This is a genomic window from Rhodococcus qingshengii JCM 15477, from assembly GCF_023221595.1.
Taxonomy (GTDB): Bacteria; Actinomycetota; Actinomycetes; order Mycobacteriales; family Mycobacteriaceae; genus Rhodococcus_F; species Rhodococcus_F qingshengii.
Genome location: NZ_CP096563.1, coordinates 5,502,202 through 5,514,997 on the forward strand (window position 1 = coordinate 5,502,202; position 12,796 = coordinate 5,514,997).

The 12,796-nt window shown below is 62.5% G+C and carries 10 protein-coding genes; 1 reads left to right on the forward strand and 9 read right to left on the reverse strand.

Translation table 11 applies throughout. The annotated features are described in order from the left end of the window. Positions 1–79 precede the first annotated feature (79 nt). Together M0639_RS25260 and M0639_RS25265 are read right to left on the reverse strand one after the other, a co-directional pair. On the reverse strand, positions 80–1,600 hold the full coding sequence (locus M0639_RS25260) for an acyl-CoA synthetase (RefSeq protein ID WP_003940405.1): 1,521 nt from the start codon (positions 1,598–1,600) through the stop codon (positions 80–82). Between the two features lie 45 nt (positions 1,601–1,645). Next, entirely contained in the window at positions 1,646–2,443 is a 798-nt protein-coding gene (locus tag M0639_RS25265; protein ID WP_003939812.1) for an enoyl-CoA hydratase, read from the reverse strand. 109 nt (positions 2,444–2,552) lie between these two features. On the opposite strand from M0639_RS25265, the gene M0639_RS25270 reads away from it, so the two are divergent. Then, positions 2,553–3,983, forward strand: a complete 1,431-nt coding sequence (locus M0639_RS25270) for a coniferyl aldehyde dehydrogenase (RefSeq protein WP_007729546.1) — start codon at positions 2,553–2,555, stop codon at positions 3,981–3,983. A gap of 36 nt (positions 3,984–4,019) precedes the next feature. Here M0639_RS25270 and M0639_RS25275 read toward each other — a convergent pair whose 3' ends face one another. The 7 genes from M0639_RS25275 to M0639_RS25305 all read right to left on the reverse strand — a co-directional run bounded on the left by M0639_RS25275 (position 4,020) and on the right by M0639_RS25305 (position 12,771). After that, entirely contained in the window at positions 4,020–5,942 is a 1,923-nt protein-coding gene (locus M0639_RS25275; RefSeq protein ID WP_231915034.1) for an SEC-C domain-containing protein, read from the reverse strand. Between the two features lie 35 nt (positions 5,943–5,977). Beyond that, entirely contained in the window at positions 5,978–7,870 is a 1,893-nt protein-coding gene (locus tag M0639_RS25280) for an SEC-C domain-containing protein (protein WP_064074248.1), read from the reverse strand. 18 nt (positions 7,871–7,888) lie between these two features. After that, complete coding sequence (locus M0639_RS25285; RefSeq protein ID WP_064074247.1) at positions 7,889–8,566, reverse strand: GAP family protein; 678 nt, start codon at positions 8,564–8,566, stop codon at positions 7,889–7,891. Between the two features lie 49 nt (positions 8,567–8,615). Next, a complete protein-coding gene (locus M0639_RS25290; protein ID WP_064074318.1) occupies positions 8,616–10,169 on the reverse strand; it encodes an acetolactate synthase large subunit in 1,554 nt (517 codons plus the stop codon). A gap of 150 nt (positions 10,170–10,319) precedes the next feature. Continuing rightward, positions 10,320–11,894: a polyamine aminopropyltransferase gene (locus M0639_RS25295; protein ID WP_064074246.1), complete on the reverse strand. Its 1,575-nt coding sequence runs from the start codon at positions 11,892–11,894 to the stop codon at positions 10,320–10,322. After that, positions 11,894–12,397 (reverse strand): DUF350 domain-containing protein, encoded by a 504-nt coding sequence (locus M0639_RS25300; protein ID WP_042448576.1) that lies wholly within the window; start codon positions 12,395–12,397, stop codon positions 11,894–11,896. Before M0639_RS25300 ends, M0639_RS25295 begins: the two co-directional genes overlap by 1 nt. Next, positions 12,394–12,771 (reverse strand): DUF4247 domain-containing protein, encoded by a 378-nt coding sequence (locus M0639_RS25305; RefSeq protein ID WP_064074245.1) that lies wholly within the window; start codon positions 12,769–12,771, stop codon positions 12,394–12,396. Before M0639_RS25305 ends, M0639_RS25300 begins: the two co-directional genes overlap by 4 nt. Positions 12,772–12,796 lie beyond the last annotated feature (25 nt).

Consider the following 12,796-nt stretch of genomic DNA (forward strand, 5'->3'; position numbering starts at 1 on the left):
CCCGAAGTCAATACCGTGAGGCAATCGGAGTCAAAGACCTGAAAACGAACCGAAGGTAAGGCAGAACCTATAGCAAGCTTCAGACGGTGCGCAGTTCCCGCTTCAGTAGCTTGCCGCTCTGGTTGCGCGGAAGCTCGGCCACGAAACGGACATGCTTGGGCACCTTGAACGGAGCGATTCGCTCCTTGACGTGGGCAATCAACGCCTCGGGCGTCAACTCGTCGTTGCCGTCCTTTAGCACGACGATCGCGGTGACGGCCTCGATCCACTTCTCGTCGGGCGTACCGATCACGGCAACTTCTGCCACGGCGGGGTGCGTGTAGACCGCATCTTCGACCTCGCGTGACGCCACCAGGATGCCGCCGGTGTTGATGACGTCCTTGATCCGGTCGACGACCGTGATGAAACCTTCTTCGTCCCGCACGACCAGATCGCCCGAATGGAACCAGCCGTCACGGAAGGCCTCGGCGGTGGCTTCCGGATTCTCCCAGTAGCCGTTGCACAGCTGCGGTGAGCGGTAGAGAACCTCGCCGGACTCACCGTCGGCGACATCGTTTCCGTCGGCGTCGACGACGCGGGTTTCGACGAAGAACACCGCGCGACCACAGGAAGACGGGCGATCAGCATGCTCGCTGGGCTGGAGAACTGTTGCCAGTGGGCCGATTTCGGACTGGCCGAAGCAGTTGTAGAAACCGATGTCCGGGTAGCGCTCGCGCAGACGATTGAGCACGGTGACCGGCATGATCGAGGCGCCGTACTGCGCCTTCTTCAGCGACGACAGATCGCGGGTCTCGAGGTCCGGATGGTTGGCCAGCGGTACCCACACGGTCGGCGCCAGGAACAGCGATCCGATCTTTTCGGCTTCGACACGGCGCAGGATTTCCGGGATGTCCGGCGCCTGCATCAGACTGACCGTCGCGCCGACGGACAGGTACGGCAGCATGAAGACGTGCATGCCCGCGGAGTGGTACATCGGCATGCAGATCAGCGGGTTGTCGTTCTTGTCGAGGCCGAGCGCGATCACCGAGGACACGTACTCGTGAACCAGTGCACCGTGAGACATCATGGCGCCCTTGGGCTTCGAGGTGGTGCCCGAGGTGTACAGGAGTTGCGCCAGATCGGTCGACGTCGCACGCGGTTCGAAGACCGGCACCTCGCCTGCCTCACCGATCGTGACGACGGACAGTTCCGCGTCCCGCAGTGCGATCACGTGATCGAGATCGAGGTCGGAGCGTACCGAGTCGAGTGTCGGCGCCAATGCCGGATCCACCAACACCGCGCGGGCGCCTGACTGCGCCACGAGGTACCGGAGTTCCTCCCCCTTCAGTGCGTAATTGACGGGAACATGCACCAAACCTGCTCGTGCACAGGCAAGAAATCCGATTGCATAGGCGTCGGAGTTGGTTCCGTATGCCGCGACGCGGTCGCCGTGTTCGAGCCCCAGACCGAGCAAGTAGGCGGCGACCCGCGTCACCGCGTCGTCGAGTTCGCGGTAGGTGCGAGTGCGATCTTCGAATACGACGGCTACACGGTCGGGGTACTTGGCTGCCGAGCGCCGAAGCACTCCGTCGACAGTGTTGGTGCGTGGATCCAGGCTCATGCGCCTCAGGTTATAGGACGTCCAACTAAACCGGAAGAGCGATCGTTACTTATTGCGCCATTCGGGCTTTCGCTTGTCCACAAAGGCCTGCATACCTTCCTGAGCGTCGCAGGTCACGGCGTTGGTTGCCATAGTTTCCGCCATCGCCTCGTACGCCTGCGCTTGCGGCAGATCGATCTGGCGATAGAACGCCTGCTTACCGATCTTCACCGTCAAGGGGCTGGCCGTCGTGATCTTGGCGGCCAGTTCGCGCACCTCTCGGTCCAGGTCTTCGGGCGCGACGACGAAGTTCACCAGACCCCAGTCCGCAGCGGTGTCGGCGTCGATCGTCTGCCCGGTGAGCAACATCTGCATCGAGCGCTTGCGCCCTACTGCCCTGCTCAGCGCCACCATGGGCGTCGAGCAGAACAGTCCGATCTTGACGCCCGGCGTGCCGAAGACAGCATTCGACGCAGCAACAACCAGATCACACGACGCGGCCAGTTGGCAGCCCGCCGCGATAGCCGGGCCCTGTACTGCGGCAATCACCGGCTGCGGAATCCGTTGTACGGTCTCCATCATCTCGGTACAGCCGTCGAAGATCGCCCGCTCGTCCTCGAGGGTTCTCCCGATCATCTCCGTCAGATCGTGTCCGGCGGAGAACACCGGGCCTTCGGCGCGCACGATCACGACCCGCACGCGCTCGTCTACAGACAATTCGACAAGGGCAGCCGTCACCTCACGCATGGTCTCCGCCGAGAGCGGATTGCGCCGCGCCGGCCGATCGAGCGTCAGGAAACCGAGTCCCACCGATTCCTCGACGGAAATCTTCACTGCAGTGTCTTCTACCTGTGTCTGCGACATGTGTTCTCTCTACCAATCGAATCCATCCCGGTCAACGAGACGAAAAGGACATCCACTCGCACCGCGTCGATACGGTCCGGTCAATACTTCGCCACTACGAGGAGTGCCCATGAGCACCGATGCCGCCGTCACCACTGATCTCGAAGAGATTCTGCGCGCTCAGCAGGAAGCAACTCGAGCCGCTGGTCTTCCGTCCGCGCAGACACGACGCGAGCGCATTCAACGCGTCGTCGATCTCCTGGTGGCAAACCACAAGGATCTGACCGAGGCGATCAACGAAGACTTCGGCGGCCGAATCCCGGCCTACTCGGTGATGAATGACGTTCTCGGGTCGATGGTTTCACTCAAGCACGTTCGTGATTCGCTCGAAGAGTGGATGATTCGCTCACCGAGAGCTACCGGAGCGATGCAGGACCAGTTGGGTGCCACGGCGTACGTGTCGTACCAGCCGAAGGGTTCGATCGGCATCATCGGAACCTGGAATGCTCCCCTGTTCACTCTCCTGAGCCCGCTCGCCTGCGCCCTCGGAGCAGGAAATCGCGCCGTTCTCAAACCGTCGGAGATCGTGCCCAATACTGCGGCCGTCCTGGCCGAGGCGGCTCGTCGAACTCTCGACCCCGTGGAGGTCGCGGTGGTGACCGGCGGCCCGGAAGTCGCTGATCTGCTGACGTCGCTGCCTTTCGACCACCTCGTCTTCACCGGCAGCACGACCGTCGGAAAGCTGGTCATGGCCAATGCTGCGAAGAACCTGGTGCCGGTCACCCTCGAACTCGGCGGCAAGTCACCGAGCGTCTTGAGCCGCAGTGCCGATATCAGCTCTGCTGCTTCGCGTTTGGCTATCGCGAAGTCCACCAACGCCGGTCAACTCTGTGTCTCTCCCGATCTGATCTACGTTCCGCGCGAGAACACGGAAGCATTCATCGACGCGTTCACCGACCAGTTCACGGGACTGTTTCCCACGATCGCCGACAACAAAGACATGGTCTCGATAGTCAGCGATCGTCACCTCGCACGCATCGAGGGGTACATCGCGGACGCCGAAGAACGTGGGGCACGGATCATCACCGTTCCCGACGAAGAACTCTCCGCAGACACTCGTCGTCGCCCACTGCGAATCGTGGTCGACCCTCCGACCGACGCGCAGATCATGAAGGAGGAGATCTTCGGGCCGGCCGTCGTCGTCTTGCCGTACGACCAACTCGACAACGTCGTCGCCGACATCAATTCACGACCGAAACCGTTGGCGCTGTACTACTTCGGAACCGATCTGGACGAGAAGGAATCCGTACTCGAACGCACCGTCTCGGGCGGCGTCACCATCAACGACGCGATGTCTCACCCCGGGCTGAGCGACGCACCCTTCGGCGGCGTCGGGGCTTCGGGCATCGGGCACTACCACGGCCGTGAGGGTTTCCTCGAGTTCAGTCACGCGCGAACGGTATTCGAAGCAGCGCAGCATGACCCACGCGGTGAATGGGGAATGCTCCCGCCGTACGGTGAGGGTTTCGAGCAGATGATGTTGGCTCAGGTAACGCCCTAGGGCCTCCGGCCCCGTGCGCCTTTTTGGTAGTTCGCGCTACCGGAAAGGCGCACCGGCAAGGCCGCGGCTGAGGAACTCCACCAGCTGACCCGGTTCGGTATCCACCGACTCGATCAGTTGGATCAACTCCTTCTTGTCTTCTACCGCAAGCGGTTCGATGCCACCGAACGTGCGCATCGTGGACCCGGCCGGAAGAACACGAGCACACACGAGTGTGCCTGGCTCGAGGTTCAGCGAGCCCCACTCGTCCGTGACCTTCACCAGATGCCCGTTGCGGACGTCGCTGAGGGTCACCAACTGTCCCGGCTCCGTCGAGGCGACCTTGTACACCGAGCGCGGAATCGACAACCACTGATCGGCCAGTTCGCGTTCGTCGGCAGGCAGCAGTTCTCCGCGGCGCTCGACAAAAGCTGCGAAAATACCCGCATCGAACAAGGCAGCGTCGACGGCCAAACCACCTTCGACGGCCAGCGTCAGTGCTTCTTCGCTGTTGAACTGCTCGGCACGGATGAGCGCAAGATCGAACACGGCGTCGAAGTACTCCGGCGTGCGCGAGAACAACTGAGCCTTGACGTAGAGCCAGCTGGCCCGGTCGTCGAACGTCACCTCGGACTTACCGAGATGGCAAACCTTGAACTTTCGACCGGAACCGCACCAGCACTTGTCATTTCGTCCGAGTTCGGGGTGCTCGGCCGGGGCGTAGCGCTGAAGAACCTCGTGCAGAACCTCGGACTCGCCACCCTCGATTCGGCCCAGCAAAGCCAGCGCGCGCGTCACATCGCTTCGATCGGCGGCCAGTAGCGCCAGATCGAAGATCGCGGGAGTCCAGTCGGGATCGAGATCGTGCGCTGATTCGTACGACGCCTCAGCGGCCAGGATCTTGCCGAGACGATCCGAAGCCTTGCCCGCCAGCCAGTGCGCTGCCGGCTTGACACGACGCGACCCTTTTTCGGCGAGAGCAGTTGCAACAGAATGCAATACGGAATCATGATCGTCGAGTTCGGACAACAGCTCCAACGCTGCCGCAGCCGCGGGCGGCTCGGCGAGGCCTGCGAAGGCCTGCGGATCCTCCTTGATCTTCTTGCGCGCCCAGTCCGAGACATCGTCGACGCCTTCGGCTTTCGCGGCCATGACCACATCGACGAAGGCGATCACCGACGCGGCTTCTTCGGGGTGCAGATTCTCGCGGACCTCGAGCATGCGAGCCCGGTTCGCCAGGTGGTACGCCTCGAAATCGAATCCGTCGACCGCAACGTAATCACCGTCGCGGACGTAACCTGCCGCCTCGAGCATTTCGCCCAGCGGTGCGGTCGGCTGACGGAACAGCGACGGCTCGTCGAGCATCAATTGCCAGACAATGGCATCGAGGGTGTCAGCACCGGTGTCTGCGAGGACCGTCCCCAGACTCTCGCCGAATCCGGGTGCGGGATCCAGTACCTCGGGGATGGTGCAGAGTGTCAGCTCACGGTCAGCGACGAACAATCCGATCAAGTCACCTACCGAGCACTCGGCAAGGGTGTCGGTGTCGAGCAGAAAGCCTTCGTCGTGTGGGAACTCCGGATCTTCGATCCCACGATCAGCCAAAAGATCGTCGTCGGTCCCGCGGTGCACGACGCTGATGCCGTGGATTTCGTCGTCGTCACGATCGAGGAAAACCCGCAGCATCATCAGATCGGGGTTCGCGTCGAGAACGCCGGACTTGATCTCCGCTTCGGTGAGGCGATGGGTCAACACTCGATGCTCGAACAACGTGTCGAGTGCGGCGTACCGCTCCTCACTCAAGTATCCGAGCAACGGGTCCTCGACGTACTCGACGAATTCGGTCATGTCCTCGGCTGTACCGTGCCCGGCGTCAGCCAACAGGGTGCCCCAGTCCGCCGCTGTCTGCGGGCCGTGCTCACGCAACAACTCCATCGCGGCTTCGGCGATCAAGTCATTGGCATCCATCGGTTCGTTCACCTATCCAACTTTAACGGGGTCGACTCGATACATCGTCACCGGTCATCGGTCGAGTGATCGGCGCCTCCACGCAACTCGCGCACCAGTTCTTCGGCCTCGAGATCTTCGGAAGCGAGAACCTCGAGCACCCTCGCAGCCTGCGATTCCATTGCCATGACCACAACACCCACCGCAAACGCTCCAGTGGGGGCCGTCAGGACCCGAGCACTGATCACATCACCTGGCTTGCCTTCGACCGAGTGAGCAACCGTGACGGTCTCCTTGGACCCACGATCGAGCAGCACGACGCCGGTGTCGGACGTTTCGATCACCTCGTACACCGACCTCCGGATTCCGAGCCACTGTGCGGCTGTCACAACTTCCGCCTCCGGAAGTAGTTCGCTGCGTCTGGCCAAGAATTCGGCAAAGATTCCACCCTCGAACAGAGCGACGTCCAGTGCCGATCCGTCGAAGATCGTGGCCGCGATCAGTTCGTCCTCGGAGAGATTTTCGTTTTCGAGATCGTCGAGCCCGGTCACGATGTCGACGAATTCGGAGGCAAACGCAAACAGGCATGCCTTCTTGTACAGCCACCGACCGTCCGCCTTGACGGATTCATCGGCCTTTCCGAGGTGGCAGACCTTGTACTTGCGGCCGGAACCGCACCAACACTTGTCGTTTCGCCCGAGTTCCGGGTGATCGGCTGGGACGAAGTCCTGCAGTACGGCGTAGAGATTCTCTTCGGTTCCGCCGTCGATCCGCCCGAGCAGTGACAGCGCCCGGGTCGCATCGCCGCGGTCCGACGCAAACTGAGCCAGCTCGAACAAGGCCGGACCCCAACCGGATTCGGCAAGGAGCGCTTTCTCGTAGTGCGCCTCCGCTTCGAGGACGCGCCCCAGCCGATCGACGGCCTTACCGGCGAGCCAATGAGCCGCCGCCCGCACCGACCGTGGCCCTCGCTCGGCCAGTTCGGAGGCAAGCGATTCGAGGATTGCGTCGGTCACCGGGTCCTGATTCCGAAATCCGAGATCGAACACGGCCACTGCAGCACCCGGATCTGCCAGTGAGACAAAAGAGTCCGGAGCAGCGCTCACATGACGGTGGGCCCAGTCCGCGATATCGAAGTCGGCGATGACCGCGTCGGTGTATCCGCGGTCCGCCAGATCGACAAACGCAACGGCAGAGACTGCCTCGTCGTGGGTCAGGTCGTAGGTACTGGCCACCAAGGCTGTCCGAATCTGCAGGTCGTAGGCGTCGAAGTCGAATCCCCGCCGAGCCAGTAGCTCACGCTCGTGCTCGTAACCTGCCACCTCGAAGATCTCACCCAGCGGCGCAACAGGAACCGTGAAGAGTGACGGATCCTCGATCAGGAGTTGCCAGCACACAGAATCCAGGGCCTCGACTCCGTCCTCCTCGAAGAGTTCGCCGAGCGCCGGAGCAAGATCGGGTTCGTCCTCGATCTCGACCAGACGAAACGCAAGTGTTCCGTCTTCGACAGCCAAGCCGACGAGATCACCGTCGGCGCACTCGCCGAGGGTTCCGGCCGGAAGTACCACAACTCGTCGACTCCGGAAGGGAGCAGCTCCGCGTTCGGAGGCTGCTTCTTCCGCCAGGGCCACCCGGATCGCCCCGTCGTCGTCGCCGAATGCCAAGATCGGTTCCAGGTCGGGGCTCGCGTCAAGGATGTCCGACGCAATTTCGACTTCGCTGAGCCGGTGAGTGAACACGAGCCCTTCGAGGACCGTGTCGAGAGCGACGTACTTTCCGTTGGGCAGGTACCCGAGCATCGGTTCGGACAGGTACTCGAGTACATCGGCCAACTCGGTCGCAGTTCCGTACTCCTCGAGATGGGTCGCCCACTCTTCGAGACTCAGCGGGCCTTGCTCGCGCAGAACAGCCAAAGCAGCGGAGGCAATGGAACCGGCAGCGTCGTCGTCGAAATCAGTCACCCGCCAATGGTAGGCGACCTATTGCAGCCCACTGAGCCCCTCGCCCAGCACGGTCGCACCGAGGATCGTCAGGATGACCGTCATCATCACCGCGTTGTTGGCGGTCATCCATGCCTTCGCGGACGCGAGGATCTCGTCGGCACGCTTGCCGGAGAACACCTTCACCAGGATCGGCGACGCGATGCCGACGCTCGCGATGACCGTGAAGATCACCGCGGCAACAATCTGTTGGACAACGACATTCGTGGCGACCGCGATAGTGGCCGCACCGGATACCGCCAGCGCTGCATTCTTGGGATTGACCGCCGCGGACAAGAACGCCAACCCGAACGCCTTCCGCGGAGTCAACCCGTCGACGCTCTTCATCCACTTCGGAACTGTCGGCTCACTCCCGTTTCGCGGACGCGCGCGCCACTGCTTGTATGCCAAGCCGAACAGGATAAGACCCAACACGATTCGTACGATGCTCGACCACACCGAAGTCTGCGACGACTCCGACTCCGCAAACGAATAGTCCGCGATCACGATGGTCACCGCGACGACTGCCGAGATTCCGAGGACCCACCCGAGTAGAAAAGATGCCGCCCCTCGATGTGCTCCAGCGGTGATCATGACGAGCACGATCACCGCCATGGGCATCGAGACGAAAAGCAGGCCGAGGGCAATCGGAAGAGACAAACCGATCGCAGCTAGCACCGAAAACCTCCAGTTGAATGCACGATCGACGATCGATTCGAGGTCGAAATCACGACGTCGGAGGCAGCATGACCTCGATGAGATGCGGGCCGGGTTCCGCCAGCGCTGCGGCAAACTGTTCGGCCAACTCCTCCGCTGTGTTCGCCCGCGACGCGGGCACTCCCAACCCCTCGGAGATCTTGACGTAGTCCATGTTCGGAGATGACAGATCCAACATCGACTGTGCGACGACGCCGCCACCTTCTGCGCCGACTCGTTGCAGTTCGCCACGCAGGATGGCGTATGCGCGATTGTTGAGCAGAATCGTCGTGACGTTCAACTGCTCTCGCGCCTGCGTCCACAACGCCGTGATGGTGTACATCGCGCTTCCGTCGGCTTCGAGATTGATCACCGGTCGCTCCGGCGCTGCCACAGCGGCGCCCGTCGCCACCGGGATGCCCTGGCCGATGGCACCTCCGGTGAGCGTGAGCACGTCGTGGCGCGGCGCTCCGGCAAGGGCAATCGGGATCGCCCAACCGGAAGTCGCCGCCTCGTCGGAGATGATGGCGTCGTCTGGCAGCAGGGCGCCGATCACGTCGGCCCAATTTCGAACGTCCAGAGGCCCGCTCGGCAGCGCCGGCCGATTCGCTTCCTGCAAAACAGGTTCGACTCCCGGTGCCACGAGTTCGGCCACTGCCTCCAGTGCACCGGCAACATCGTCGCCGACGCTTGCCAGCGTTGTCACCGCAGCACCCTCCGGTGCCAGATCGCTCGGTTTTCCGGGATACGCAAAGAACGAGACCGGCGAAACCGCTCCGGCCAGAACCAGCTGAGTTGTTCCGCGAAGTTGTTCGGTGGCGTGCTCGGCGAAGTATCCCAAGCGCTCGAATGACGGTAGCCCCGCACCTCGTTGAAGCCTGGCTGGAAAAGTCTCGATCAGAATCTGGGCACCGGTCGCGACCGCAATTCGGGAAGCGGCGCGCAGCCCAGCTTCGGAACAGGCTGCGCCGCCCAGCAGTAGCGTGGCGCGACCCTCGGCATTGAGCGCGCCCACCACCGAGTCGATCTGTGTTGCAGAAACTTCCGCCCGCGGCGGTATGTCCCGAGGACCCGCAAGAACTCCACCTTCGCCCCACGAGACGTCGGCGGGGAGGACAAGTGTGGCAATGTGCCCGGGCGGATTCATCGAGGCGGCAACGGCGTCGGCCGCGTCGCTACCGACGGTCGCGGTGGATTCGGAACGTCGACTCCACCCCTCCAACCATTCGGTCAGCGCATCGATGTTCGATTCGAGAGGAGCGTCGAAACCGTGGTGGTAGGTCGCGTGGTCCCCGACGATGTTCACGATCGGTGTGTGGGCGCGGCGCGCGTTGTGAAGGTTCGCCAGTCCGTTCGCCATACCGGGGCCCAGATGGAGCAGCGTCGCGGCAGGCTTTCCGGCGATCCGTGCGTAGCCGTCCGCGGCACCGGTCACGGCGCCCTCGAACAAGCCGAGTACCGCACGCATCTGCGGAACGGAATCGAGTGCGGCGACAAAATGCATCTCGGACGTTCCTGGATTGCCGAAGCACACCTCGACGCCCGAGTCGACCAGGCTTTGGATGAGCGACTGTGCACCGTTCATTTCGATCACCTCTTCTTCATGAAAAGCTGCGAATGCTTCCTGCGCTTCATCGTGAGCAACCGAACTCCCGGTGCGTGCTCCTCGATCCGAACAGTCATCCGTACCTCCGTCGTGGCCGAGAGTCTCGATTCAAGCTACTCGGTCGGGAGTTCAGCGTTCATAGCCCTTGCGCATATCGTCGACGATGCGTGGCCGGTCGAGCGTCGAGGGTTCCAACTCCCGCCTCGGGCGATCGCGAGGAAACACCGAGGCCGACGCCAGCGTCGGCTCGTCGAGGAACCGTAGTTCCGGCACATCAGCGGGCAGACGAAGCTCGGGCGGCGTGGAACCTCTTTGCGCGAGCACATATCCCCAGTCACCGAAGCTCGGCACGAAAACGTGATAGGGCGAGACGCTCAGTCCGACAGCCGATACCGTCGACACCGTTCTCCAGTACGCATCCGGTGTCGAGTACGGGCTGCCGGATTGGACGACCATCAGCCCGCCCGGATTCATCGCGGCAGCGGCAAGTCCGTAGAACTCCATCGAATACAAGCGGCCGAGTGCGGGGGTGTCGGGATCTGGGAGGTCGACGATCACCGCATCGAAACCCGGTTCCGGACGCTCTCGCAGCCACCGAAACGCGTCGTCGAGTACGACGTCCACCCGTGGATCCTCGAGCGCTCCCTCGTTCAGATCACGAAGACGCGTGTTGGCCAACTCGATGACTGCCGGATCGAGTTCCACTTGAACGATCTGCTCGACGCTGTTCATTCGCAGCACTTCCCGTGCAGCGAGGCCGTCACCGCCGCCCAGAATCAGCACGCGCCGGGGGTCGTTCACCAGGGCCGGATACACCAGCGACTCCGTGTACCGATGCTCGTCGACACTGGAGAACTGCAGGTCTCCGTCGAGGAACAGGCGCACGTCGTTCCCCCGCTCGGTGACGACGATTTCCTGGTACACCGATCGCTCGGCGGCCACCACGGGATCGGTGTAGAGCCGCTGCCTCGACGTGGTCTCGATGTCCGACGCTGCGATCAGCAACCATCCGATCAAACTTGCTGCCAACAGCATTGCGACGACGGCGATCGATCGTGCGCGCAGGCTGAGCTGCCACCGAAGGAGTATCAGCGCGACCACTGCCGCAGCCACGAGATTGATCATGCCGGTGAGTGCGGCACCGCGAATCATTCCCGCCCACGGCAACAGTACGAACGGCCACAGCAGACCACCGATCAATGCGCCGAGGTAGTCGGCGGCATTGAGGTTGGCCAGTACCTTTCCGGTGCTCTGTGCGTCGTTGTCGCTGCGACCGGACTGCAGGAGCGTCATCAGCAGAGGCACTTCGGCACCGACGAGGATGCCGATCAGCGCGGTCGCCGCCACCAGAACTGCTGCGCTGGAACCGAAGAACGTGAAGGTCACGTACAGCGTGACGGCACTGAATCCGCCGATCAGCCCGAGCAGTATCTCGACCGTCACGAACGAAACGGCAGCGTGTCCCAGCAGAGGTTTGGCGGCCAGCGCTCCGATACCCAGAGCCGCAACAAATCCCGCGACGATCAACGACGTCTGGGTGATGCCGCCGCCGGTCAGACTCACGCTGAGTGTCAACAGGGCCAGCTCGTAGATCAGGCCACACGCAGCGCACGCCGCAACAGCCGCAAGGAGAAGGACGCGTGCGCGCGGGCCGAGCATCGTCGAACGCTCGTCAACTGTCACATCGGGATCAGCGGCAACCATCAGGTGAGCGCTGCGGCGTTCACCAAACCGATGGACAGCAAGCTCACACCCACAGCCCACGCGGCGCCACACATCTTCGGATCCTGCACCAGCGCAACCAACTTGCCGGGAAGGAATGCGTTCATCAATCGCAGCGCGATCGCTTGCAACACGATCGCGAACAGTCCGTAGACCGCGGAGTCGGCGAGTCCCTGAGCAAAGCCGTCCGAACTGGTCAGGATTGCCGTCACCACGATGATCGCCAGCGCAAGATGATTGGAGGCCAACAGAATCGCAGCGTTCGGGTTCTTGTCGACGTAAACCTGGTGGCGGAGATTTCCGGGTGTCATGAGGTCGAGGACCAGGAATCCCGTCGCCAGAACCGCTGCACCGACGACGAAGTAGGCGAGGGTGCCGAGAACGCCCCCGACGAGCAATGCCGGATCCACCGTTCCGATCTCGACGGAAGTGGATGCAAAGATGTTCGTCACGCCGTTCTCCTTCTCATTGAGCATTACCGTCATTTGGCACTACCCGAGCCGCCGCTGCCACTGCTTCCACCCGCCGGGGATCCCGGGTTGAAGCCCGGTCCCAGGTACGCGTATCCGCCGCTGCGATACGTGCCGTCGATGTCCTCTACCTTGATGGTGCTGCCACCGCCCGAAGCCGAACTGACAGTGACGATGTCGTCGTCGTAGCGCAGGTGTTCGTTGCCGCCGTCAGCACTTCGCGCCGCTGGTTCGTCCGCGTCGACAATCCGTGAGACGGTCGTGCCCACTGGATCTTTCGACGAGTACAACACGACGTCGCCATCCTGGGACGTCTTGGAATAGTTGTCCGCGATGAAGTCTTTGGCTCCACCACCGCACGCCGACAACATAATTGCGGCCGCCACCATCACCGGAGCAAACCACGTCCGCCCC

Coding starts and splice junctions, on each gene's coding strand:
- M0639_RS25300 (WP_042448576.1), bottom strand. CDS start 12,397: ATGACGGTAATGCTCAATGAGAAGGAGAACGGCGTGACGAACATCTTT.
- M0639_RS25305 (WP_064074245.1), bottom strand. CDS start 12,771: ATGGTGGCGGCCGCAATTATGTTGTCGGCGTGCGGTGGTGGAGCCAAA.
- M0639_RS25290 (WP_064074318.1), bottom strand. CDS start 10,169: ATGAACGGTGCACAGTCGCTCATCCAAAGCCTGGTCGACTCGGGCGTC.
- M0639_RS25295 (WP_064074246.1), bottom strand. CDS start 11,894: ATGGTTGCCGCTGATCCCGATGTGACAGTTGACGAGCGTTCGACGATG.
- M0639_RS25260 (WP_003940405.1), bottom strand. CDS start 1,600: ATGAGCCTGGATCCACGCACCAACACTGTCGACGGAGTGCTTCGGCGC.
- M0639_RS25270 (WP_007729546.1), top strand. CDS start 2,553: ATGAGCACCGATGCCGCCGTCACCACTGATCTCGAAGAGATTCTGCGC.
- M0639_RS25265 (WP_003939812.1), bottom strand. CDS start 2,443: ATGTCGCAGACACAGGTAGAAGACACTGCAGTGAAGATTTCCGTCGAG.